Source organism: Bacillus sp. SB49, from assembly GCF_000469135.2.
Taxonomy (GTDB): Bacteria; Bacillota; Bacilli; order Bacillales; family Halobacillaceae; genus Halobacillus.
The window spans coordinates 2,195,068-2,220,024 of sequence record NZ_CP048117.1 but is presented as its reverse complement, the minus strand read 5'-3'; the positions used below and the strand labels follow the sequence as shown (position 1 = coordinate 2,220,024).

General features: G+C 46.0%; 23 protein-coding genes. 18 read left to right on the top strand and 5 right to left on the bottom strand.

What is annotated here, in order from left to right; all coding sequences use genetic code 11:
- Positions 1-7: 7 nt before the first annotated feature.
- The 6 genes from dxs to spo0A all read left to right on the top strand — a co-directional run bounded on the left by dxs (position 8) and on the right by spo0A (position 7,440).
- Positions 8-1,900: a 1-deoxy-D-xylulose-5-phosphate synthase gene (gene dxs / locus M662_RS11645; RefSeq protein WP_026577224.1), complete on the top strand. Its 1,893-nt coding sequence runs from the start codon at positions 8-10 to the stop codon at positions 1,898-1,900.
- Between the two features lie 7 nt (positions 1,901-1,907).
- Positions 1,908-2,732, top strand: a complete 825-nt coding sequence (locus M662_RS11640; protein WP_008639235.1) for a TlyA family RNA methyltransferase — start codon at positions 1,908-1,910, stop codon at positions 2,730-2,732.
- Between the two features lie 62 nt (positions 2,733-2,794).
- The gene (gene ahrC, locus M662_RS11635; protein ID WP_008639233.1) at positions 2,795-3,244 is read left to right on the top strand and encodes a transcriptional regulator AhrC/ArgR; all 450 of its coding nucleotides are present in this window, start codon (positions 2,795-2,797) and stop codon (positions 3,242-3,244) included.
- Between the two features lie 15 nt (positions 3,245-3,259).
- A complete protein-coding gene (gene recN, locus M662_RS11630; RefSeq protein WP_026577225.1) occupies positions 3,260-4,987 on the top strand; it encodes a DNA repair protein RecN in 1,728 nt (575 codons plus the stop codon).
- A 189-nt stretch (positions 4,988-5,176) separates the two neighbouring features.
- Positions 5,177-6,418 (top strand): SpoIVB peptidase, encoded by a 1,242-nt coding sequence (spoIVB, locus tag M662_RS11625; protein WP_008639228.1) that lies wholly within the window; start codon positions 5,177-5,179, stop codon positions 6,416-6,418.
- 242 nt (positions 6,419-6,660) lie between these two features.
- Entirely contained in the window at positions 6,661-7,440 is a 780-nt protein-coding gene (gene spo0A, locus M662_RS11620) for a sporulation transcription factor Spo0A (protein WP_008639226.1), read from the top strand.
- Positions 7,441-7,476: 36 nt separating this feature from the next.
- On the opposite strand, the gene M662_RS11615 is transcribed toward spo0A, so the two are convergent.
- Complete coding sequence (locus tag M662_RS11615) at positions 7,477-7,749, bottom strand: hypothetical protein (protein WP_008639223.1); 273 nt, start codon at positions 7,747-7,749, stop codon at positions 7,477-7,479.
- A 208-nt stretch (positions 7,750-7,957) separates the two neighbouring features.
- Here M662_RS11615 and M662_RS11610 point away from each other — a divergent pair, with 208 nt between their 5' ends.
- On the top strand, positions 7,958-9,307 hold the full coding sequence (locus M662_RS11610) for an aspartate kinase (RefSeq protein ID WP_026577226.1): 1,350 nt from the start codon (positions 7,958-7,960) through the stop codon (positions 9,305-9,307).
- Between the two features lie 51 nt (positions 9,308-9,358).
- Here M662_RS11610 and M662_RS11605 read toward each other — a convergent pair whose 3' ends face one another.
- Genes M662_RS11605 through M662_RS11595 form a run of 3 tightly spaced genes read right to left on the bottom strand, consistent with a single transcriptional unit; the run spans position 9,359 to position 12,274 of the window.
- Positions 9,359-10,105 (bottom strand): 3'-5' exonuclease, encoded by a 747-nt coding sequence (locus M662_RS11605; protein WP_051348855.1) that lies wholly within the window; start codon positions 10,103-10,105, stop codon positions 9,359-9,361.
- Positions 10,106-12,013 carry a DUF294 nucleotidyltransferase-like domain-containing protein gene (locus M662_RS11600; protein WP_008639016.1) on the bottom strand — a complete coding sequence of 636 codons (1,908 nt, stop codon included), beginning with the start codon at positions 12,011-12,013 and terminating at the stop codon, positions 10,106-10,108. It abuts the gene before it with no gap.
- 24 nt (positions 12,014-12,037) lie between these two features.
- Positions 12,038-12,274 carry a DUF2627 family protein gene (locus tag M662_RS11595; protein WP_008639018.1) on the bottom strand — a complete coding sequence of 79 codons (237 nt, stop codon included), beginning with the start codon at positions 12,272-12,274 and terminating at the stop codon, positions 12,038-12,040.
- 134 nt (positions 12,275-12,408) lie between these two features.
- Here M662_RS11595 and M662_RS11590 point away from each other — a divergent pair, with 134 nt between their 5' ends.
- From M662_RS11590 to M662_RS11540, 11 genes are all read left to right on the top strand, one after another.
- Positions 12,409-14,484: a sigma-54-dependent Fis family transcriptional regulator gene (locus M662_RS11590; RefSeq protein ID WP_026577227.1), complete on the top strand. Its 2,076-nt coding sequence runs from the start codon at positions 12,409-12,411 to the stop codon at positions 14,482-14,484.
- Between the two features lie 96 nt (positions 14,485-14,580).
- Positions 14,581-15,483, top strand: a complete 903-nt coding sequence (yqiS, locus tag M662_RS11585; RefSeq protein ID WP_035387976.1) for a phosphate butyryltransferase — start codon at positions 14,581-14,583, stop codon at positions 15,481-15,483.
- Between the two features lie 15 nt (positions 15,484-15,498).
- Positions 15,499-16,602 (top strand): branched-chain amino acid dehydrogenase, encoded by a 1,104-nt coding sequence (gene bcd / locus M662_RS11580; RefSeq protein ID WP_008639024.1) that lies wholly within the window; start codon positions 15,499-15,501, stop codon positions 16,600-16,602.
- Positions 16,565-17,701, top strand: coding sequence for a butyrate kinase (buk, locus tag M662_RS11575; protein ID WP_051348877.1), 1,137 nt, complete (start codon positions 16,565-16,567; stop codon positions 17,699-17,701). Before bcd ends, buk begins: the two co-directional genes overlap by 38 nt.
- Positions 17,702-17,715: 14 nt before the next feature.
- A complete protein-coding gene (lpdA, locus tag M662_RS11570) occupies positions 17,716-19,137 on the top strand; it encodes a dihydrolipoyl dehydrogenase (RefSeq protein ID WP_008639030.1) in 1,422 nt (473 codons plus the stop codon).
- A gap of 21 nt (positions 19,138-19,158) precedes the next feature.
- Positions 19,159-20,151, top strand: coding sequence for a thiamine pyrophosphate-dependent dehydrogenase E1 component subunit alpha (locus tag M662_RS11565; RefSeq protein ID WP_008639033.1), 993 nt, complete (start codon positions 19,159-19,161; stop codon positions 20,149-20,151).
- A gap of 15 nt (positions 20,152-20,166) precedes the next feature.
- Positions 20,167-21,150, top strand: a complete 984-nt coding sequence (locus M662_RS11560; protein ID WP_026577229.1) for an alpha-ketoacid dehydrogenase subunit beta — start codon at positions 20,167-20,169, stop codon at positions 21,148-21,150.
- 18 nt (positions 21,151-21,168) lie between these two features.
- Positions 21,169-22,473 (top strand): dihydrolipoamide acetyltransferase family protein, encoded by a 1,305-nt coding sequence (locus M662_RS11555; RefSeq protein ID WP_026577230.1) that lies wholly within the window; start codon positions 21,169-21,171, stop codon positions 22,471-22,473.
- 109 nt (positions 22,474-22,582) lie between these two features.
- Positions 22,583-23,050, top strand: coding sequence for a BrxA/BrxB family bacilliredoxin (locus M662_RS11550; protein ID WP_193743892.1), 468 nt, complete (start codon positions 22,583-22,585; stop codon positions 23,048-23,050).
- A gap of 95 nt (positions 23,051-23,145) precedes the next feature.
- The gene (locus tag M662_RS11545) at positions 23,146-24,096 is read left to right on the top strand and encodes an aromatic acid exporter family protein (RefSeq protein WP_008639045.1); all 951 of its coding nucleotides are present in this window, start codon (positions 23,146-23,148) and stop codon (positions 24,094-24,096) included.
- A 46-nt stretch (positions 24,097-24,142) separates the two neighbouring features.
- A complete protein-coding gene (locus tag M662_RS11540; RefSeq protein WP_008639046.1) occupies positions 24,143-24,655 on the top strand; it encodes a L,D-transpeptidase in 513 nt (170 codons plus the stop codon).
- A 47-nt stretch (positions 24,656-24,702) separates the two neighbouring features.
- On the opposite strand, the gene prli42 is transcribed toward M662_RS11540, so the two are convergent.
- Positions 24,703-24,816: a stressosome-associated protein Prli42 gene (gene prli42, locus M662_RS11535; RefSeq protein WP_235601469.1), complete on the bottom strand. Its 114-nt coding sequence runs from the start codon at positions 24,814-24,816 to the stop codon at positions 24,703-24,705.
- Positions 24,817-24,957 lie beyond the last annotated feature (141 nt).

The window sequence follows — 24,957 nt, the reverse complement described above, 5'->3', positions numbered from 1 at the left end:
TCCATTTATGGATCTGTGTAAAATCAAAAATCCTTCCTTTCTAAAGGAAATGAATACAAAGCAGCTAGAAGTACTAGCGCAGGAAACAAGACAATTCCTTATTGAAAATCTGGCAGCGACAGGAGGGCACCTGGGGGCTAACCTCGGCGTAGTCGAACTGACGCTTGCTTTGCATAAAGTGTACAACAGTCCGGAAGACCGCCTGCTGTGGGACGTCGGACACCAGTCCTATATCCATAAAATCCTGACAGGGAGAGCAGACCAATTCGGCTCGCTTCGCCAATATAAAGGTCTGTGCGGATTCCCTAAGCGGGATGAGAGCGAACACGATGTCTGGGAAACGGGACACAGCTCCACGTCTCTTTCCGCAGCCATGGGAATGGCGATCGCAAGGGACCTTAAAAAAGAAAACCATTCGATCCTTCCGATTATTGGAGACGGCGCCCTTACAGGGGGAATGGCCTTGGAAGCGCTGAACCATATAGGGGATGAGAAGAAGAATGTAACCGTCATCTTAAATGATAACGAAATGTCCATCGCCAAAAACGTCGGTGCGCTGCACGGGGCACTTGCTCGAATGAGAAGTGCCGGGAAATATAACCGTGCAAAAGACGACTTAGAGTGGATCATGAAGAAGATCCCAGCCGTCGGCGGTAAGATTGCCCAAGTCGCTGAACGATTGAAAGACAGCATGAAATATTTCGTCGTTCCCGGCATGTTTTTTGAGGAACTGGGATTTACTTATTTTGGTCCTGTGGACGGGCATGATTTCGACGACCTTATCGAAAATCTCAAATATGCGAAGAAAACAGATGGTCCTGTCATCGTCCATGTCATGACCCAAAAAGGTAAAGGCTATCATCCGGCTGAGAATGATGTGAAAGACAAATGGCATGGCGTGGGCCCTTACAAGATCGAGTCCGGGGAGAAAATCAAGCCTGTAGATGCCCCTCCAGCATGGAGCTCGGTCATCAGTGAAGCTCTGCGGGTGGAAGCAAGAAAAGATGATCGTATTGTTGCAGTCACACCAGCAATGATTCTCGGTTCCAAGCTTGAAAAATTCGGCGAGGAGTTTCCGGACAGGCTCTATGATGTAGGTATCGCAGAACAACATGCGACCACGCTGTCTGCGGGGCTGGCAACTCAGGGGATGAAGCCGTTTTTGGCTATTTACTCGACATTCCTTCAACGCAGTTACGACCAGGTGATCCATGACATCGCCCGTATGAAACTGAATGTCATCCTTGGAATCGATCGTGCCGGGCTTGTCGGTGCGGATGGAGAAACACACCAGGGAGTATTCGATGTCGCGTTTCTACGTTCCATTCCGAATATGATCATTACTATGCCTAAAGACGAAAATGAGGCGCAGCACCTCGTTCATACGGCCGCGTCTTATGATGATGGTCCGTTTGCCATCCGCTATCCACGTGGAAATGCAAAAGGTGTGGAAGTGGATCGTGTTCAGAAGACGATACCGATCGGCAGTTGGGACGTTCTTAAAGAAGGTAAAGATGCTGTTATACTCACCTTCGGAACTACGATCGATATGGCTCTGGAAGCAAGCAGGCGTATGGAGAAGGAAGGACGCTCTGTCCGGGTTGTCAACGCCCGATTCATCAAACCGCTTGATGATGCGATGCTCCATGACATTATGAAGGAAGGTCTACCTATTATTACAGTCGAAGAAGCTGTTCTTCAGGGCGGTTTCGGAGCAAGCATCCTGGAATTTTCCGAAGAGAATGGGTATAACGGACAATTTGTGAAGCGTATGGGAATTCCGGACCGTTTTATTGAACACGGAAGTGTAAGTCAATTATGGGAAGAGATTGGATTGACGGAGGATGCGCTCGTCAAGAATCTAAAAGAATTGGTCCCAACTAAACAGCAAAGGGCATAACTAAGATATGGGCAGAAAAGTACGATTAGATGTTTTGTTAGTTGAAAAAGGCTACGTGGAGACGAGGGAGAAAGCCAAGCGCACCATCATGGCCGGTCTCGTCTTTCACGAGCAGAACCGTTTAGATAAGCCTGGCCAAAAGGTGGAGGAAGACCTGGAACTGACGGTTAAGGGAAAAGCCATTCCTTACGTAAGTCGTGGAGGACTGAAGCTGGAAAAAGCCTTGAAAGTGTTTGATTTGTCAGTTAGAGACAAAGTTATGATCGATATCGGCTCTTCCACCGGAGGATTTACCGATTGCGGTCTACAGAACGGTGTGAAAATGAGTTATGCCGTCGACGTCGGTTACAATCAGTTGGATTGGAAGCTTCGTAACAACGACCAGGTCGTTGTTATGGAACGAACCAACTTCCGTTACATGACGTCCGAGGACTTGTCCTACGGCACCCCTCAATTTGCTTCCATTGATGTATCATTCATATCCCTTCGAATCATCCTGCCGGTACTGGCGGATATTTTAGAAAAGGGCGGCGATGTCGTAGCTCTTATCAAACCCCAGTTTGAAGCAGGGAGAGAACAAGTAGGGAAAAAGGGCATCGTCAGAGATCCCGCCATTCATGGTCAAGTCGTTGAAACAATCCTTGATTTTGCTACAAAGTACGGATATTCTGTTTATGGACTCACGTATTCTCCGATCACCGGGGGAGACGGAAACATTGAATTTCTTGTTCATCTTCGTCTGACGGAGCAGGGGCAAGCGGTTATTAACAATAATGTCGATGTTCAGGCAGTTGTCAAGGAAGCGCATGATGCGCACGGCAAAAACGCATAATGTATAAAAAGGGCTGAGCTTCGGCCCTTTTCTTATGGAAGGACTTGAAATGGAGGATGGTCATGAATAAAGGACAACGTCATATCAAAATCAGGGAATTGATTACAAACGACGATATTGAAACGCAGGATGAACTGGTGGATCGTTTAAAGGGAATGGGGTACAACGTCACACAAGCAACGGTATCCCGTGATATAAAAGAACTGCACCTTGTCAAAGTTCCTATGATGGATGGTCGTTATAAATACAGCCTGCCTGCCGATCAGCGGTTCAACCCGTTGGAAAAGCTGAAAAGACTTATGATGGATGCTTTCGTCAGTATTGACCGCGCAGGTCACTTCATCATTTTGAAGACTCTGCCCGGGAATGCGAATGCCATTGGCGCATTGGTGGATAATTTAGATTGGGACGAGATCATGGGCACGATATGCGGGGATGATACGTGTTTGATTATTTGTCGAAGTGAGAAGCAGACAGAGGCGATAAGCGAACAGCTGCTAAATATGCTATAACTGAGGTGTATTTTCATGTTAACGGAATTATCCATTCGTGATTTTGCAATTATCGATCAGATTTCCATTACATTTAAAGAAGGTTTGACCGTTTTAACTGGAGAGACCGGTGCCGGTAAGTCGATTATCATCGATGCTATTCAACTGCTGTCAGGCGGAAGAGGCTCTGTAGAGTTCGTCCGGCATGGAACGAAAAAGGCGGAAATAGAGGGTTTATTTATCGTGGAGCGCGACCACCCGATTTACCGTACAGGGGAAGCGTTTGGAGTGGACATTCAGGATGATGGAATGGTTGTCTTGAACAGGACGATTACAAATCAGGGAAAGAGCATATGTCGCGTAAACGGAAAGCTTGTTACACTTGGCATTATGAAGGAGTTTGGTCAGGCCCTCATTGATATACACAGCCAACATGAAACACAGTCATTGATGGACCCTGATCGACACATAGAGCTTCTCGATGTATTTGCCGGGGAAGGCATTCGTCCGACGCTTGAGGAGTATCAGAAGGTCTTTGATAAGTACAGGACATTGAGGAAACGGTATAAGGATTTGAGTCAGAATGAGCAGGAGATGGCGCAGCGGCTTGACCTTCTTGAATTTCAGCTTCGCGAACTTCAGGAAGCGGAGATGGAACCTAAAGAGGATGAAGAGCTGGCTGAGGAACGTAAGAAACTGCTTAATTATGAGAAGATTTATCAAGGCATTCATGATGCCTATTATTCCCTTTATGGTGAACAGCGGGGTCTCGATTGGCTTAGTCATGCGATGACTTCCTTGGAAAGCACGGCGGATGTCGATGAAAACATCGCAAAAATATCAGAGGAATTGGCTAATTCTTATTATTTAATCGAAGAAATGACCTTCCAGTTGAGCAGTCAAATGGCTGAACTGGAATTTGATCCTGAACGATTGAATCAAATGGAGTCAAGGTTGAATGAGCTCAACCGTTTGAAGAAAAAATATGGTGGTACAGTGGATGATATGCTTCAATACGCATCTAAGATTGAGGAAGAAATTGATGAGATTAAGAACAAAGACTCTCATTTAAGTAAGATGGAATCAGACATATATGAACTTGGTCAGGATGCCGTATTGGAAGCGAAAGCAATCCACGACATACGAATGGAAGCAGCTTCGCGTCTAGGGGAATACATTCATGAAGAGCTGCGCGATTTATATTTAGAGAAAGCATCTTTTGCGGTTGATGTCCGTATGAAGGAAGGAAAAGAACAGGATCCAATGTTTGAAGGTAAGCCGGTTCAGCTGATGCCAAACGGTACGGATATTGTGAAATTCCTCATTACCACAAATCCAGGAGAACCGCTTAAAGAATTACATAAAGTCGCTTCCGGTGGAGAAATGTCACGTATAATGCTTGCACTAAAGCGGATATTTTCCAGACACCAGGGAGTAACGAGCGTCATATTCGATGAAGTCGACACAGGTGTAAGCGGCAGAGTAGCTCAGGCGATTGCTGAGAAGATATACGGCATCTCCGAAGGATCCCAAGTGCTCTGCATCTCCCACCTGCCACAAGTAGCTGCAATGGCCGATACGCACATTAGGATTGAGAAGCGCGTGGATAATGATCGAACCCACACGGCTGCTTCGGAATTAACACACGAAGAGCAGGCGGATGAAATCTCACGAATGATTACCGGCGCAGAATTGACGGAAACGACAGTCGAGCATGCAAAAGAACTACTCGTTATGGCAGATAAACATAAACGTAATAAATAACAGGGATCAGGTAAAAATAGGCGCAGATGCTTTTTCTGCGCCTATTTTGTTTTATTCAAGGGATATCTTACATGGGCAGGGAATGGGTACTATATTTACTGTGATTATGCTCGTTTAAAAAAAGGGGCGGAAGACCACATTATAAGTAAGCCATTTAGTTGGTACTGGAGTTAGAAGGAGAGTGAACCCGTGAATGTAAGGATAATGAAATATATATGTGGTTCTGTTCTCCTGCTGTTCATGCTCACGTTACCATTATTGACACCTGTTCAACAATATTTGTCCATCCCAACAGAAATGAAAGTGACGACTGCCAATTCTGTATCTACACCTGTTTGGAATGACGATTCCAAGGCACTTACGGCATTTTCATCTACTGATGATGACGAGGTGTTCCATGAGTTTGCAGGAATTCCTCTTAAGAAGACGAGCGTACAAGGGATGAAAGACATCCGGCTCGTACCGGGAGGACAGTCGGTAGGCGTCGAACTGCATACGAAAGGCGTCCTCGTAGTCGGCCACCATTTAGTTAGTGGTGAAGGAGCGGAAAAAGCCTCTCCTGGTGAAGAAGCGAATATCCATGTGGGGGATATTCTCCTTAAAGGTAATGGCAAGGACCTTCACAGCATGGAGCAGCTGTCCTCCATCGTCAAGGAGTCAGGAGAGAAAGAAAATGCTGTCGATCTTACGATTAAACGTGGAGAAGAAACGATTCAAACTTCGTTAACACCGGCGTTCAACGCGCAGGAAAACGAGTATCAGATCGGCCTGTATATTAGAGATTCCGCTGCAGGAATCGGAACGATGACATTTTACCATCCACAAAGTAAGAAATATGGAGCGCTCGGGCACGTGATCTCGGATATGGATACAAAAAAACCGATCGAGATTCATGAAGGTACTATAGTAAAATCCCAAGTAACTTCCATTGAAAAGGGAAGTCGGGGAATCCCGGGAGAAAAGCGGGCTAAGTTCTCATTGAAAGACGATAAGCTCGGAAATATTACCAAGAATACGCCGTTTGGTATATTCGGCGAACTAGAGGGCGATATGGAGAACAGCGCTTACCCTGAAGGCTTACCAGTCGGATTTGCGGAAGAGGTTAAAGAAGGACCCGCACAAATCATGACGGTGCTGGATGGAGAAAGAATGCAGACTTTCGATGTGGAAATCGTGAGCAACACGCCGAAGAAATCAGCCGTTACAAAAGGCATGATCGTCAAGATTACAGATAAAGAACTGTTGAAGAAAACCGGAGGAATTGTTCAAGGAATGAGTGGAAGTCCAATCATTCAGAATGGCAAAATTATCGGTGCCGTCACGCATGTTTTTGTCAACGATCCTACTAGTGGTTACGGTGTGCACATCGAATGGATGCTGCAAGAAGCGGGAATCGATATTTATGAAGAAAAAGGTCAAAAAGCAAGCTAAGAAGAACCCTGAACGGGGTTCTTCTTTTTTTTGGTAGAAATATCTGCAACGTCATCGACATGATTCGACAAATGGAGGATCTCAATGTCGAAACAGTGCGATTTTTAAAGTATTTTAAAGCATTTAAGAGATAATCTCGAATATTAAAATTTTTTTGTTATAATAAAAAAGGGTTAGATTTCCTGTCTGTCGAACTTATGAATTACAGAGAAAAGAGGACAATTTTGTAAGGAGGAAAATTAATGGAAAAAATTCAAGTTTGTTTGGCTGATGATAATCGCGAGCTGGTGAAGCTTCTTGAGGATTATTTTGAGGACACGCACGATATCGATGTCATTGGGACGTCATTTAATGGTAAAGATTGTCTCCAAATGGTCGAAGAAAAGAATCCCGATGTGCTCATTCTCGACATCATCATGCCTCACTTGGACGGATTAGCGGTTTTGAATAAATTGAGAGAGCTGGACAAGCAGCCGGAAGTGATCATGTTAACAGCGTTCGGTCAGGAAGAAGTGACGAAAAAAGCGGTGGAATTAGGTGCTGCCTACTTCATGATGAAACCGTTCGACCTGGATCACCTGGGAGAGCAGGTCCGCCAGATCAAGCATGCCGGAGATCCGATAAATCGTGCACTTGGAAACACCTACACGTCTACGAAGTCCAAGAAACCAGACTTGGATACGAGCATTACGCATATCATTCACGAAGTCGGTGTCCCTGCGCATATTAAAGGGTATCAATATCTGCGGGAGGCCATCACGATGGTGTATCGCGATTTGGAACTGCTCGGCTCCATTACGAAAGTCCTTTATCCTGATATTGCAACGAAATACAACACGACGGCTTCCAGAGTGGAAAGGGCGATCCGTCATGCGATTGAAGTAGCCTGGAATCGTGGAAACATTGACGCGATCTCTTCCTTGTTCGGTTACACCATCTCCAATACGAAAGCAAAACCGACGAACTCAGAGTTCATCGCAATGGTAGCGGACAGGCTCCGCCTGGAGCATAAAGCAAGTTGAACGCGAAACACGAGGGGGTATTTCCCCTCGTGTTTTTTATTTCATCATCCTGACAATTTCTTCTGCCATGGACATATCATCGTAAAACCCTTCATCAATCCGATCCAATTCAGGCAGCAGGCACGTATAAATATGTTCCTCCAAGAACAATAATCCATCCCGGTTCAACTGTCTGTAGCTGAAAGGAAGATCCAAGTAGTGGATGATGATATAGCGATGGCCCGTTTCCATGTATGTACAAAGGATATGAATTTCGCTGTTCTCCGGATAATACCTTGTTCCTCCGAATCCATCTCTGCGTAACACCATCTGACTACTCCTCCTTTCATATCCATAATAAAGCAAATGAGACAAAGATGTAACAGATATACATAAATAATGTAAAAATTCCCAACATAAAGTCGAAAATATTTTATATAATCTTTTTTTTCATAAATATCTATTCTATTCTCCTCTTATTTTGTGGTACAATTCTTAATTATTAATTACTTTGGTTCACTAATGGGGTGTTGTACATATGAAAGTTATTAAATTTGGTGGCAGCTCTGTAGCAGATGCGGGGCAAATCAAAAAAGTAAAAGGGATTATTGAATTGGATGACAGCCGGCGTGTTGTCGTTGTGTCGGCGCCTGGCAAGCGATATAAAGAGGATACAAAGGTAACCGATTTATTAATCGAGCTGGGAATGGCTTTACAGGCAGGAGTTATGAAAGAAGATGTATATAAAACAATTCTGGATCGTTTCCGGTCTATGACAGAAGAGCTCGACCTTTCGATAAGCGTGATGGAGTCTGTAAAAGAACAAATCGACAACGCCGTTCAGATGATACAAGAGGAGCACAGCCATGGGCTTGATTCCCTGAAAGCTTGTGGTGAAGACGGATCCGCACGTATCATCAGTGCTTATTTGGAGAAGTCAGGTCTGTCTGCTTCCTATGTAAATCCCAAAGACGCAGGTATTCTCGTCAGGGATGAGCCTGGAGGAGCCATCGTTTTAGAGGAAAGTTTCGATCGATTGTATGAATTAAGAAGTCGGAACGAAATTTTAGTCATACCCGGATTCTTTGGGTTTACACCGGAAGGAGAGATCGTAACTTTCTCCAGAGGAGGTTCGGATATAACCGGTTCCATTGTTGCTGCCGGGTTAAAAGCCGAGCTTTATGAGAACTTTACTGATGTTGATTCGGTATTTTGTGTTAATCCAATGTATGTGGACAAACCAAAGCCGTTGACATCCTTAACCTACAGGGAAATGAGAGAGCTGTCTTATGCAGGCTTTTCCGTCTTCCATGACGAAGCTCTCATACCGGCCTTTAAAGCGAAAATACCGGTATGCATAAAAAACACAAATAATCCTTCTGCTCCAGGGACGATGATCGTAGCAGAGCTGCCTGAGCGGGAAAGCCATGTCGTAGGAATTGCAAGTGATGACGGCTTTCTGAATTTATATGTCAGTAAATATTTGATGAACCGTGAGATCGGATTCGGTCGAAAACTACTTCAAATACTGGAAGATGAAGAGGTTTCCTTTGAGCACGCTCCTTCGGGAATCGATGACATGTCTGTTGTCATCAGGGAACATCACCTTCCACCAGAGAAGGAAGAAGTGGTGGTAAATCGGATCAAAGAAGAGTTGAAAGTTGACACGGTACTGATTGAACGAGAGATGGCTATGATTATGATTGTAGGGGAAGGGATGAACCAAACGGTCGGCATTGCCAGTCAAGCAGCATCTGCTTTCAGGGAGGCTGGTGTGAATATAGAAATGATTAATCAAGGATCATCCGAAGTAGCCATGATGTTCGGTGTGAAATCCTCCGGGCTTTCGGATGCTCTTCAATCCCTTTATCATACCTTCTTTGAATAAGAGGCATGGGCGTTCTGTGTATGGACGGGGGCAGAAAAAAAGGCGAAACAGCTACGATTGCTGTTTCGCCTTTTGTTGTTTCCGGCATACCGTATAAAGGTCATCCAGTGTCTGAATATCATGATTCATCGCTTTAGAGAGGAGGAATTGGAACAACTCTGCGGTCATGATGGCATCATTCAACGCGTGGTGGCGCTCCCGTTTGTCTATCCCTACATATTTTAATAATGGATCAAGCTGGTGTTTGACGTGTGGCAGAAGCCATTGTGCCATTATCTGTGAATCCAATACATGGGGTTCATAGTCCGGCAGCTTCCATCGTTTTAACATAGCTCTCAGAAAACGCATATCAAACTTTGCCGGATGGGCGACCAAGACGGACCCTTCACTGAATTCCAGGAAATTTGTGAAACCTTCGATGAAAGGACTTGCATCCATGAGCTGTTGCTTAGTGAGTCCTGTAAGGCGTAATGTTTGATTGTTAACAGGACGGATAGGACGGATGATTTGATGAAACTTCCGACTCCTGCAGGCATGAAGACCGTTTAAACGGATGGCCCCTATAGAAATGATTTCATGACCAATTTCCGGAAAGAAGCCGGTTGTTTCTAGATCGAAAATTGTAAAATCCAATTCTTCCAATTTTTTTTGGTGGAAACGAGTGTCTTTTTCATATAGAGACAATGTTTCCTCCAGCGATTGATAAATGTTCCATTTCAAAAATGGTTTGATTTTAAAATGATACATCGGTTTCTCAAAAAAGATATATTTAATAATTTGTAAGTCAACAGGTAACAACTATACCACCCGATTTCGGTTATAGCTCAACTCTAAAACTTGCTGCAGTCGTTTGGCGATGATCAGCGCTTCCTTTAAAGAGCGGCGCTCTTCTTTTTTCAGAGAGCCGAGCTTCAAATCATTGGACAATGGTTCATCGTCGTCAAGTTGATCTAGATTTGCTTTTAGCCGGAACAACATCAGCCTGTGCAGGGCTGTCTTTGCATTTTCCACATCGCGTGGATGGAAGCGCTCCTGCTCAGCCAATGCCTCCAGCCTGTTTACGGTATTGATTTCTTCGATGCCGTACTTCATGCTGTATATCCTGACGGCATTCACAATCTGCATAATTGCAGATTTCTTTAAATTTAATGTCCGTTTTTTTCCGATTCCGGTAATCCGTCCGAAGGGCTGGACAGGGACGCGGAATCTCAATGTATCCTTCATCAGCAGTTGATGGAGGTTCAATGATTTTTGAACGCGCTTGGTCACATATTTTTTTAAATCATAGGCTAGTGAATAATCTCCAATGATCGGACGGAAATCCATGAAGATAGTAAAATCGCGGATCTCTTCCGCATCCATTTTGGCAATCCAGCGGTCGATACTTGCGTGCCACTGGCTTGTCTGCTGACGCCACTTATCTTCTCTTGCCATAATTCCGCCTGTACAATAAGGATAGCCGCACTCATTCAGCATGTCGTTAATTTTACCGGCAAAGATTCGGAAGTATTCTTCTATCGTCTTTTTATGCTTGGAACTGCTGTAGTCAGCGAGAATCATGGCATTGTCCTGATCCGTGGAGAAAGCTTGCTCTTTACGTCCCTCACTTCCCATGACCAGGAAGCAGTAATTGATTGGAGGTGCTCCGTACCCCTCTTTCACCATTTCATCTTCCGCGATTTGTACGACCTGTTTGTGCAGCCTGTCGTTGTAGTTGGTCATTAATTCAGCAATATCGTACGCAAACATGTTGTCTTTAATCAGACTGGACACAAACTGCTGGAATCTTGCATTGTAAATGGGAGAAAGTGGACGGATTTCATCAATGCTGGCTGCGTTTGATATTTTGTATGTTAAATCGAAATAAACGGAGTTTTTGATGGTGAAGAAGGAAGACTGTCTGAGGATTCCAACCACCTTATCTTTGTGGAGAACCGGTATGATTTCCGTTGGATGGTGTTTCAAATAACTCAGCGCATCGTAGATGAATTCCTGTTCGTTAATCTCATAGGACTCCTCCGTCATGTAAGTCCGAACGGGATTTTTGTGCTCATTTTCAAAATAGGCCTTTAAAATCTGGCCGTATCCGATCATCCCAAGCATCGAGCTTTGGTCGTCGCTTACAATAAGCGCTTCTATCTTCTGCTGCTGCAGCATGCGGGCTGCTTTTTCAATGGAGGATTCCGGGTGTATAAACGTTGGAAGTTCCATATAGGCATCTGCACGCTTTTTGTAAAGCTCACGATCGTCCTGCTCATCCGTGGTGGAACTTTTATACTTCACCTCGTCATAGAGGCTCTTCATTAAATGGCTGATTCCATCCATGACGACCTTGGAGAAATGAGTGTTGTTCGACATCGTTTGTAAAAACGATTCCCTCTCGAAGCAGACCGTTTTGACCGGTTCCAGCGCCTGGACAGAAAAGCGCATTTCTCCGCTCGTAAGAAGAATCATCACTCCTACCAGGTCTCCCGGGTAGTAGAACCTTACAGAGAGCTGGCGACCATTGGATCGGTGCATGATGTTTTTTGCAAGACCGGATACGAGGAAGTGGATGTCAATTCTGTCTTCATCCTGATCTTCATGAATGATAAATTCATTGGTGCTGTATTCTTTGACTACGGCTTTGCCGAAAATCTCTTCAAATTCCTCGTCCGAAAGCAAGTCAAAAGGATATTGCTTTCGAAACAATTCGAACTCTGTCACAGAGCAAAACTCCTTTGTATCTGTTTAGTGATCCTGTTTGAAACGACCTTTTGTCAGTCCTCTTTTTCTGTCTCTGTATAAGATGAAACCGCCGATCCAAAGAAGGCCGCCGAGGAAAAAAAGCAAACCGGTAAGACCTTGGACAGCGATGTGAAAATATATCTCGTGGAATTCTCCGAAGAGAGCATCCCGGATTAATTTAATTCCATAGACAGCGAGTATTCCCGGTGTGACTAACACTAATAAGGCAAGTAAGCGCATGAGCACAGCTCCTTTGTTTCAATCCAAGTTAAGTATATCAAATGGAGCCGTGGGAGGGAACTGTTGGTCTTCTTGCTAAAACATGCAGAATGTTATAGGATGAAAGTACGCAAAATATTGCAGGGTGTGGTGAAATGAAACGTGTGTTGATTGTTGGTGCAGGGAAGGGTGGCGCGGCTCTTCTTAAATTATTGAATGAAATTGAGCGTATGCAGGTCGTTGCTATTACCGATATCGATCCTGATGCGGAAGGCTTAATACTGGCAGAGCAGATGCAGATTCCGTCAGACCGTCATTGGGAGAACTGGATACATAAAGACATCGATATCGTCATTGAGGCGACAGGCAGTGATGCCGTCTTTGGGGAAATCCGTGCAAAAAGGATGCCTTTCACAGTTGTTATACCTGGTTCCGTAGCGTACGTAACATCGGAACTTCTAGAAGAAAAAGAGGCACTTGTTCAAGAGTTGAAACAACAGACGCAAAACCAACACCTTATCTTGAACAGCATTCACGACGGGATGATCGTCATTGGTGAAAACAGCCGTGTCTCCTTTGTGAATCAAAGTGCTGCACGTATTCTTGATAAAGACAAAAGAGAGATCGTTGGTTTTCCGGTAACAGATGTCATTCCGGCTTCCAGACTTCCCCGTATTCTCGCTTCCAGGAAGAAAGAACTGAATCAGCAGCTCGAATTGGAGAACGGAAAGAAAGTCATTACGACAAGGATTCCTATGATTGGGCAAGATCAGAAAGTTATAGGTGCTTTCGCTGTTTTTCAAGATATTACGGAAGTAGTGGATCTCGCAGAAGAGGTTACGAATTTAAAGGAAATACAGACCATGCTTGAAGCGATCATTCATTCTTCGGATGAAGCGATTTCCGTAGTAGACGAAAATGGAAGCGGTTTAATGATTAACCCCGCCTATACAAGGATTACCGGACTTTCTGAAGAGGAAATCGTGGGCAAACCGGCAACGGTGGATATAGCAGAAGGGGAAAGTATGCACATGAAAGTACTCCGCACGCGCCGCCCGGTGAGGGGCGTGCGGATGAAGGTAGGGCCGGCGAATAAAGATGTCCTCGTCAACGTAGCTCCGGTAATCGTTGACGGCCGACTGAAAGGGAGCGTAGGTGTTCTTCATGACGTGTCGGAGATTCAGTCGTTAACGTCTGAATTGAAGAGGGCCCGCCAGATCATCCGCAGTCTGGAAGCTAAGTACACCTTTGATGATATAGTGGGAAGGTCACAGGAGATGACGCTGGCGTTGGAGCAGGCAAAAGTAGGCGCCAGAACTCCTGCAACGGTCCTGCTCCGCGGCGAATCGGGCACAGGAAAAGAGCTTTTCGCGCACGCCATTCATAATGAAAGCAAGCGGCGGCATAATAAGTTCATCCGTGTCAATTGTGCGGCGATCGCCGAATCGCTTTTGGAGAGTGAGTTATTTGGTTATGAGGATGGAGCATTCTCCGGTGCGAAGCGAGGAGGAAAAAAAGGGCTTTTTGAAGAGGCGAATCATGGAAGTATCTTTCTTGATGAGATTGGGGAGCTTACCCTTTCCATGCAGGCAAAGCTTCTCCGCGTCCTGCAGGAAAACGAAATTGTCCGTGTCGGAGGAACGAAACCTGTACATGTAGACGTCCGCGTCATTGCGGCCACGAACGTCAATCTCGAAAAAGCGATTATGAACAAAACCTTTCGTGAAGATTTGTACTATCGCTTGAACCGTCTTCCGATCTATATACCTCCCCTCAGGGAAAGAAAGGAAGATGTTATATCTTTAGCCCGTCATCTGATTAGTAAACTGAATGAAGATTACGGGAGGCATGTACAGCATATGGATGAGGAAGCTTACGGGTTGCTGAAAGAGTATGGATGGCCGGGGAACGTTCGTGAGCTTGAGAACGTACTCGGGAGGGCGATGATCTATATGGAGAATATGGAGGATACGATTCTTGCAGAACATCTTCCTCCGTTGACGAAAGCTGCACGTACGGAGTACATTCCTTCCGAAAACACCTCTTGGCCGGAAGTTACATTACAAGAAGCTGTGGATGATTATGAGAAGAAGTTACTGGCAAAAGCGTACCGTTCCCACGGCTTTAATAAAACGAAAACAGCCAAAGCGCTTGGAATCTCGATCCGGAACTTATATTATAAATTAGAGAAGTATGATTTGGACAAAAAAAGCATGCAAGAATTTTCATAGTGAAAAACTTTGCATTCCCGCTTTGTGCATTTCTCGGCTTTTTACGCGGCTGCGAGTTGGCACCGTTCTTGCAAGTAATGAAGAGGGAGGGAAAGTATGATAACTACTTTAGATGCATTAGTGGATCAAATAGACAGGACGAACAAAAAAACAGTTGCAGTAGCTCAAGCGGCGGATGCTGCCGTTCTTACAGCAGTAAAACGAGCGTTGGACCAAGAAATAGCCGATTTTATTCTGACTGGAGAAACGGAGGCAATCAATCAGGCTGCCAAAGATGCAGGCATTGATTTGTCCGAAAGGGGCGTGCGTGTTCTGGATGTTCCATCTATAGAAAGTGCAGGCGCTGCAGTAAAGGCAGTCCATGATGGAGAAGCCCATGTGCTTATGAAAGGGAATATCGACACGAAAACCTTGCTTAAAGCAGTCCTGAATAAAGAATACGGGCTGAGAAAAGGGTCTGTTCTGTCCCATGTGGCTCTTTTTGAAATACCCGGAAGGGATAAACTTATATTCCTTACGGATGCGGCGATGAATATTGCTCCTTCACTGGAAGAGAAGGTTCAAATTATTCAGAACGCAGTCGAAACAGCGAGACGTGCTGGTTGGGAGATGCCGAAAGTAGCACCGCTTGCTGCTGTTGAAGTAGTAAATCCGGCGATGCCTGCAACACGGGATGCGGCTGTTCTTTCACAAATGAACCGGCGCGGTCAAATTAAGGACTGCCTGGTTGATGGTCCGTTAGCTTTTGATAATGCTGTCGATGAGAAAGCAGCCAGACAGAAAGGGATACATTCAGAAGTAGCGGGTAAAGCCGATATTCTGGTTGTCCCTACCATTGAAGTGGCTAATGCCTTATATAAATCATTCATGTACTTTGCAGGCGCGAAGGTGGCAGGTGTCATCAGCGGTGCTAAAGCACCGATTGTACTAACCTCCCGAGCGGATGATGCACAAAGCAAGATATATTCCCTGGCACTCGCACTTCGGGCCAGCTATTAATAAGGAGGAATCACCATGGAAATTTTCAACTATATGAAAGAATACGATTATGAGCAACTGTTATTTTGTCACGATGAGCAATCAGGATTAAAAGCAATCATTGCTATTCATGATACAACATTGGGTCCGGCTCTCGGCGGTACCAGGATGTGGACATATGCATCAGAAGATGAAGCGGTGGAAGATGCGCTTCGACTCGCGAAAGGAATGACCTACAAAAACGCGGCTGCCGGTTTGAACCTTGGCGGCGGAAAGACGGTCATCATCGGCGATCCTAAGAAAGAGAAGAACGAGGAAATGTTCCGCGCATTCGGGCGCTACATACAAGGACTGAATGGTCGTTACATCACGGCAGAGGACGTAGGGACAACGGTACAGGATATGGACTTGATTCATGAAGAGACCGACTATGTTACAGGTATTTCTCCTGCATTCGGTTCTTCCGGAAACCCGTCTCCAGTAACAGCATACGGCGTGTATCGAGGGATGAAAGCGGCGGCTAAGGAAGGTTTCGGGACGGATTCCTTAGAAGGAAAGACCGTAGCTGTGCAAGGAGTAGGAAACGTTGCCTTTAATCTTTGCCGTCACCTGCATGAAGAAGGTGCGAACTTAATAGTGACAGACATTAATAAAGAGGCAGTTCAGCGAGCGGTAGAAGAATTCGGTGCGAAAGCGGTCGAGCCGGATGAAATTTACGGGGTTGAATGTGATATCTATGCACCATGTGCGCTTGGTGCGACCATCAACGACAATACGATTCCTCAATTAAAGGCCAAAGTAATTGCAGGAGCAGCAAATAATCAGCTGAAAGAGACGCGTCATGGAGATATTCTTCATGAGAAAGGCGTTGTTTATACACCTGATTATGTCATCAATGCCGGAGGGGTCATCAACGTGGCCGATGAACTTTACGGGTATAACAAAGATCGTGCTATGAAGCGTGTAGAAACAATCTACGATAATGTCGCGCGCGTTTTCGAAATATCCAAGCGTGACCACATTCCGAGTTATGTAGCTGCAGATCGAATGGCGGAAGAGAGAATTGAACGTATGCGTCGTTCCCGCAGCCAGTTCCTTCAAAATGGACATCACATTCTTAGCAGAAGACAGAACAGATAAAGGAGATTTATCAGTGAGTACACATCGGATTCTTGTGATTAACCCTGGGTCTACATCGACAAAAATCGGAGTCTTCGATGGAACAGAGTCCGTTCTGGAGAAGACAATCCGTCACAGCGCAGATGAGCTGAGTGAATTTAAACGTGTTATTGATCAATATGAGTTCCGAAAGCGTATCATTCTCGATGTGCTGGATGGAGAGGGCATAAATATCAGTAAATTGAGTGCCGTCTGTGGACGCGGCGGCCTGCTTCGGCCGATTGAAGGCGGTACTTATGAAGTGAACGATGCCATGCTTCAGGACTTGAGAGATGGATATAATGGAGAACATGCGTCGAACCTCGGTGGGATCATCGCCCACGAAATCGCGAAAGGGCTGAATATTGGTGCCTATATCGTTGATCCTGTCGTCGTTGATGAACTTCATGATCTGGCAAAGGTGTCAGGAGTACCGGAAATCCCACGTAAAAGTATATTTCACGCACTTAATCAGAAGGCGGTCGCAAGGAGAGCGGCTGCCGACCTGAAGCGCTCTTATAAGGAAAGCCGCTTGATCGTTGCCCATATGGGAGGGGGGATCACGGTCGGTGCACATTCCGGCGGCCGTGTTATTGATGTCAACAACGGTTTACACGGAGACGGGCCGTTTTCCCCGGAAAGAGCGGGAACCGTTCCAGCGGGTGACTTGGTCTCTTTATGTTTCTCGGGACAATATTATCGGGATGAAGTCATGAAGAAACTTGTCGGTCAAGGGGGACTGATGGCATATCTTGACACAAATGATGCGCGAGAGGTCGAACGCTTGGTAGAGAACGGGGATAAAAAAGCTGCCTTGATCTTTGATGCGATGGCCTATCAGATTGCCAAAGAAATCGGCAGCATGAGTACAGTCCTTGAAGGTAAGGTCGATGCGATCGCATTAACCGGAGGGCTTGCTTATGGGAAAGACTTCGTTGAAGCGATCTCCCGCAGGGTCCAGTGGATTGCCGATGTCCTCGTGTATGCTGGTGAGAATGAGCTGGAGGCTTTAAATGAGGGCACACTCCGCATATTAAATAAGGAAGAAGCACCTAAGCAGTATCCTAATTTTATGGAATAGGAAGGAGAATTCCGATGGCGCAAGAATATGACTTGGTTATTTTGGGAGGCGGCACAGGCGGTTACGTGGCTGCCATCCGCGCATCCAAACTCGGATTAAAGACAGCTGTCGTCGAAAAACGTGAATTAGGGGGGACGTGCCTGCATCGCGGGTGTATTCCTTCCAAAGCGCTGCTTCGTAGTGCAGAAGTTTTCAGACAGACAAAGGAAGCAGGTCAGTTCGGTATTACAACAAGTAAGCCGGAATTGGACTTCTTGAAAGTCCAGGAGAGGAAGCAGTCCATTATTGATACGTTACATAAAGGCGTACAAGGGTTGATGAAAAAAGGAAAGATTGACGTATATGAAGGATTCGGAAGAATTCTCGGGCCTTCCATTTTTTCACCGACAGCAGGAACGATTTCAGTAGAGATGAACAACGGGGAAGAGAATGAGATGCTGATCCCGAAGAATGTCCTCATCGCTACAGGGTCGAAGCCGAAGACGCTCCCAGGTCTCGAAATAGATGGCGAATACATCATGACATCGGACGAAGCGCTTCAAATGGACACCCTTCCTTCATCAATCATCATTGTCGGCGGAGGAGTAATCGGTATCGAATGGGCTTCGATGCTGGCTGATTTCGGCGTTGAGGTGACGGTGCTTGAATACCTTCCGCACATTCTCCCGACAGAAGATGAGTCTATTTCCAGGGAAATGATGAAGCAGATGAAGAAGAAGGGAGTATCTATCGTTACAGGAGCGAAGGTTCTTCCGGATTCGACCAGGAAAGAAGATGGAATCTCGATCGACGCAGAAGTCGATGGGGAAACCAGGACATACAAATCCGATCGTATGCTCGTTTCGGTAGGAAGAGCTGCGAATGTGGAGAACATCGGATTGGAAAACACCGACATTGTCGTGGAAAATGGTGTCATTCAGACGAATGCCTTCTACCAGACGAAGGAAAGTCATATGTATGCAATCGGCGATGTGATCGGCGGCATGCAGCTTGCCCACGTAGCTTCCCATGAAGGCATTACAGCAGTGGAGCACATGGCTGACGGCGATCCACACCCGGTGGATCCGGAACAGGTACCTACGTGCATTTACTCCAGCCCGGAAGCAGCGAGCGTCGGCCTGACAGAATCACAGGCGAAGGAACAAGGGTATGAGGTGAAAGTAGGAACCTTCCCGTTTCAAGCGGTTGGAAAAGCTCTCGTATTCGGCGAGTCGGACGGATTCGTTAAGATCATTGCCGATAAAGCAACCGATGATCTGCTCGGAGTGCATATGATCGGACCCCATGTGACCGATATGATTTCGGAAGCAGGGCTGGCTAAGGTGTTGGATGCAACGCCGTGGGAAATTGCAGGCAGCATTCATCCACATCCGACCCTTTCAGAAGCGATCGGAGAAGCCGCAATGGCTGTGGACGGTAATCAAATTCACGGGTAAAAGAACAAAGGAGGGATCCACATGGCTGAGAACCGCCATAAATCTCTAGGATTAAGTGATGAGCAAGTATTGGACATGTTCCGAACGATGTTATTAGCAAGAAGAATAGATGAACGCATGTGGCTGTTGAACCGTGCAGGTAAAATACCGTTTGTTATCTCCTGTCAAGGTCAGGAAGCGGCGCAGGTAGGGGCATCGTACGCCCTTGACCGGGACAAAGATTATGTACTGCCGTACTACCGGGACATGGGCGTGGTACTTGCTTTCGGCATGACGGCACGTGACCTGATGTTGTCCGGGTTCGCCAAAGCGGAAGACCCGAACTCGGGCGGCCGTCAGATGCCGGGCCACTTCGGACAGAAGAAGAACAGAATCGTAACAGGATCCTCTCCTGTTACGACACAGGTTCCGCATGCAGTGGGAATCGCGCTTGCCGGAAAAATGGAAAAAAAGGACTTCGTATCTTTCGTTACCTTTGGAGAGGGCTCTTCCAATCAGGGGGATTTCCACGAAGGAGCGAACTTTGCAGGTGTCCATAAGCTGCCGGTTATTTTCATGGTTGAAAACAATAAATATGCTATTTCTGTTCCTGTGTCCAAACAGTTGGCCTGTGAAAAGGTCTCTGATCGTGCCATCGGATACGGAATGCCGGGGTACACAGTGGACGGGAACGATCCGTTGGCTGTATATGAAGCAGTTAAGGCAGCTGCCGACAGAGGCCGAGGCGGAGAAGGACCGACATTAATCGAGACCGTATCCTATCGTTTGACACCACACTCCAGCGACGATGATGATCGTACGTACAGAGAGCGGGAAGAGGTGGATGAGGCGAAGAAGAAGGATTCGATTGTCACATTTGCGGAGTATCTGCGGGAACACGGTATTCTTTCTGATGAGAAAGAGAAAGAAATGAATGACGAAATTGAAAAAATCGTAAACGATGCAACGGACTATGCGGAGAATGCAGCTTATGCCGAAGCGGAATCCGCTATGAAATATGTGTATGAAGAGTAAGGAGGGGGAGCTATTATGCCAGTAATATCATATATACAGGCCGTTACCCAGGCGTTGAAAGAAGAAATGCAGCGGGATGAGAAAGTGTTCGTACTTGGAGAAGATGTCGGGAAGCGTGGCGGTGTTTTCCGGGCGACAGACGGACTTTATGAAGAGTTCGGTGAGGACAGGGTATTGGATACACCGCTTGCAGAATCTGCTATTGCAGGAGTCGGAATCGGAGCGGCTATGTACGGCATGCGCCCTGTAGCTGAAATGCAGTTTGCAGATTTCATCATGCCGGCCGTCAACCAAATTGTATCCGAGGCGGCTAAAGTACGTTATCGCTCCAATAATGATTGGACAGCACCAATAACAATCCGCGCTCCTTACGGCGGTGGAGTGCACGGCGCGTTGTATCATTCCCAGTCCGTAGAAGCACTATTTGCCAACCAGCCGGGACTGAAGATTGTCATGCCGTCGACTCCATATGATGTCAAAGGGCTGTTAAAAGCATCGATACGTGACAACGATCCTGTGCTTTTTTTCGAACATAAACGGGCGTATCGTCTTATTAAAGGCGAAGTTCCAGAGGAAGATTATACGCTTCCGATTGGGAAAGCGGATGTGAAACGGGAAGGATCGGATATTACGGTAATTACCTACGGCTTGTGCGTTCATTTCGCTCTTCAGGCAGCGGAAAAGCTTGCGGAAGAAGGAATTGATGCGCATATTCTGGATCTTCGTACGGTCTATCCACTCGATCAGGAAGCTATTATAGAGGCAGCCTCCAAAACCGGCAAAGTCCTGCTCGTAACAGAGGACAATAAAGAAGGCGGCATCATATCCGAGGTTTCTGCCATTATTAGTGAGCACTGTCTGTTTGATCTGGATGCACCGATTAAACGTCTGGCCGGCCCGGATATTCCATCCATGCCTTATGCACCAACAATGGAAAAGTACTTCATGATGAATCCGGATAAAGTTGAAAAAGCGATGCGGGAGCTAGCAGAATTTTAATCGAAGGAGGAGTTTCTTGTGGGTTTAGAAAAAATCAATATGCCCCAGCTCGGTGAGAGTGTTACCGAGGGCACGATCAGCACATGGCTCGTCCAGCCCGGGGACAAAGTGAACAAGTACGATCCGATTGCAGAAGTCATGACGGACAAAGTGAATGCAGAAGTACCGTCATCGTTCTCCGGCACCATTAAAGAACTGGTTGCTTCAGAAGGAGATACCATCTCCGTCGGAGAATTGATGTGTTATGTAGAAGTCGAAGGGGCCGGTTCTTCCGAGGAAAAAACGGAAGAACCTGCAGCAGAAAAGCAGGCTTCCCAAGATGACGTACAACAGCAGGTAGAAAAAAAGCAGGTACCGCAGAAAGATAAGACGAAGAAAAGGTATTCACCTGCCGTCATGACTCTTGCCCAAGAACATGACATCGACTTGAATCAGGTGGAAGGATCGGGCCGTGGCGGAAGAATCACAAGAAAAGATTTAGAAACAATTATCCGTTCTGGAAATATTCCGTCTGCTTCGAATGACCGGAGTAACGATAAAGAGGAAGCAGCTCCTTCCTCCCGAACGGAGACTGCCGCATCTAAGCAGAGGACTGCGGTCTCTTCTTCTGTAACTGCTGCTGACGGCGATATCGAAATACCTGTCACAGGAGTTCGTAAAGCTATTGCAGCAAATATGGTAAAGTCCAAGACGGAAATCCCTCATGCCTGGATGATGGTGGAGGTCGATGTAACAAACCTTGTAGAGCTTCGTAATGCGAAGAAAACGGCGTTTAGACAGCAGGAAGGATTCAGCCTTACTTATTTCGCTTTCTTCGTTAAGGCAGTCGCCCAAGCGTTGAAGGAGTATCCTCAACTGAACAGTACGTGGGCCGGAGATAAGATCATCCAGCGAAAAGCGATCCATTTAAATATCGCTGTCGCCAAGGAAGACCAATTGTTCGTGCCGGTCATCCGGAACGCAGATGAAAAAAGCATCAAAGGAATTGCCAAGGACATCACCGATCTTGCCAACAAGGCGAGAGCTGGTAAGCTGACGACATCGGATATGGAGGGTGGTACCTTCACGGTCAATAACACCGGTTCTTTCGGCTCCGTCCAATCCATGGGGGTTATCAATCATCCGCAGGCAGCCATCCTCCAGGTGGAATCAATTGTGAAGAAGCCTGTCTATCAGGACGGGATGTTCGGGGCAAGAGACATGGTCAACCTTTGTCTATCCCTTGATCACCGGGTGCTTGACGGACTTGTGGCGGGTAATTTCCTTGCACGGGTTAAAGAAATACTGGAGAAGATGTCAGAAGAGACGACGTCCGTTTATTAATGAACCAGCTGCCCTCTTTTTCTATGGAGGGCAGTTTTTCTCTTTTTTCGGAAGCAGACTTGAATTTCCAGTCGCAATTCAATTGAAAGCAGCCGGATATGTTGGTAAAATGTTCATAGTATTTATAGAAAAGGGGCCATGTCACATGGATTTTAATATTTTCATGAACGATGTTGTTACAAAAGCTCGGGAAGAAATTACAGGAGCAGGCTATACACAATTAACGACGCCTGAGGATGTAGACGCTGCGCTTACAAAGAAAGGAACGACGCTCGTCATGATCAACTCCGTTTGTGGCTGTGCAGGGGGAATCGCGAGACCGGCAGCTGCTCATGCGATCCATTATGATAAGCGCCCGGATCAGCTGGTCACCGTTTTCGCCGGTCAGGATAAAGAGGCAACGGAACGTGCAAGAGAATACTTCGAAGGTTTTCCACCTTCCTCCCCGTCCTTTGCTCTTTTGAAAGACGGAAAGATCCAGACGATGGTGGAACGTCATGACATCGAAGGCTTCGAACCGATGGAAGTAATCGGTAAGCTTCAGCGGAGCTTCGAAGAATACTGCGAGGAAGTTTAAGCATCCTAACGAGGATCTTTGTTAATAGACAAAGGTCCTCTTTTGCTTCCCTGTGCGGGAAGGAAGGGACTAAGAAAATTGAGGTGGAGAAATACGTGAAAATCGGCTACAGAACCATCAAGACGGCATTGGGCACACCGATCGCCATTTGGATTGCCCAATTGTTGCAACTGGAGAATTTTGCTTCGGCAGGTATATTGACCATTCTCTGCATCCAAGTCACAAGAAAAAGATCTTTCCTTAGCGCATGGCACCGTTTTGCCGCCTGCTTGCTCGCTATGGTGTTCTCTTTCGTATTCTTTGAATTGCTTGGATATAACCCCATTGCGATCGGACTTATGCTTTTTGCATTTATTCCGGTCACGGTCTGGTTGAAAGTATCACCTGGAATCGTAACAAGTTCTGTCATTATCCTTCATTTATACGGATCCGGTAATATCGGGGTTAATATCATATGGAACGAAATCTGCCTGATTGCTGTCGGTATCGGGACGGCATTAATTCTTAACTTGTATATGCCGAATCTGGACAGCGAACTGAAGAAATACCGGGATGAGATTGAAGAGAATTTCTCGATCATCATGGGAGAGATTGCTCAATTCCTTAGAAAAGGGGACTATGACTGGACAGGGAGAGAATTAACAGAGACGGCTGCTCTTTTGGAGAAGGCCAAATCGCTGTCTTACAGAGAAGTGGAAAACCATCTGCTTCGGTCCCATAATCATCACTACCATTATTTCCACATGCGGACAAAACAGTTTGAGCTCTTGGAACGTATGCTTCCCCTGGTAAGCCGGATATCGGGATCGGATAAACACGGCCACCAAATCGCTGACTTTTTTGAGGAGTTGGCAAAAGGAATACATCCTGGAAATACGGCCCTCATTTACTTAAGAAAATTGAAAGAAATGAAAGAAGAGTTCCGGGAAGACAAGCTTCCGGAAACGAGAGAAGAATTTGAAATCAGAGCAAGCCTCTACCATTTGTTGAATGAAATTGAGGAATATTTGATCATTAAACGCTCCTTCAAGAAGAGTGATGTATAGCCCGTCTTCCTCGGGGGAAACTTGGACTAAAAGAGGTTGACAGATCATGAAGATACTCGCATTAGTCCTATTGTTGACAGGCCCTCTCTTTCCACCGGTTATGGAAGATTCCGTTATTATAGTCAATAAAGCAACCCACGAGCTTGTCTTATTCAAGAATTCCAAGCCGGTGTTCCGTGCAGATGCAGCGGTTGGGAAGACAAAAGATTTAACTCCGGAAGGCATCTTTTCCATCAAAGTAAAAGCAGAAGATCCTTATTATCGGAAACTCGATATTCCCGGAGGAGATCCAGAGAATCCCCTTGGTACAAGGTGGATCGGTTTTGATGCCAGAGGCACCGATGGTCGAATGTACGGCATCCATGGGACGAATCGTCCTGATTCGATTGGGAAATCCGTGTCAGCGGGGTGTGTTCGGCTGTTAAACGAGGATGTCGAGCGGCTTTACGAACTGGTACCAGTGGAGATGGACGTTGTTATTGTCGACACAGACGCGGATATGAAAGCCGTGCATGATCAATGGGAAAAGAATAAATGGAAAGAAATGATACAGCCATAAAAGAAAAGACCGAAGCGGCATAAACAGTCGCTTCGGTCTTTTTTAAATTATAGGAAAAAGCTTGCGCCTGCCAACAGGGTTGATAAAACCATGGAAAGGATCATCAGATAAATGATAACTTTCATGCGGCGTTCGCGTTTCGATTTCTTATTTCCAGCCAAGGTGTAACCCCCTTCTCGTCCATCCTGACTCATATTTTACATAAAAAAGAGAAATTGGACAAGGTTGTTTGACCATTTACAATTATCTTGTGAATAATAGTAATTTTTAGACAGGTAAGCGCTTTATTTCTGGTATGCTAG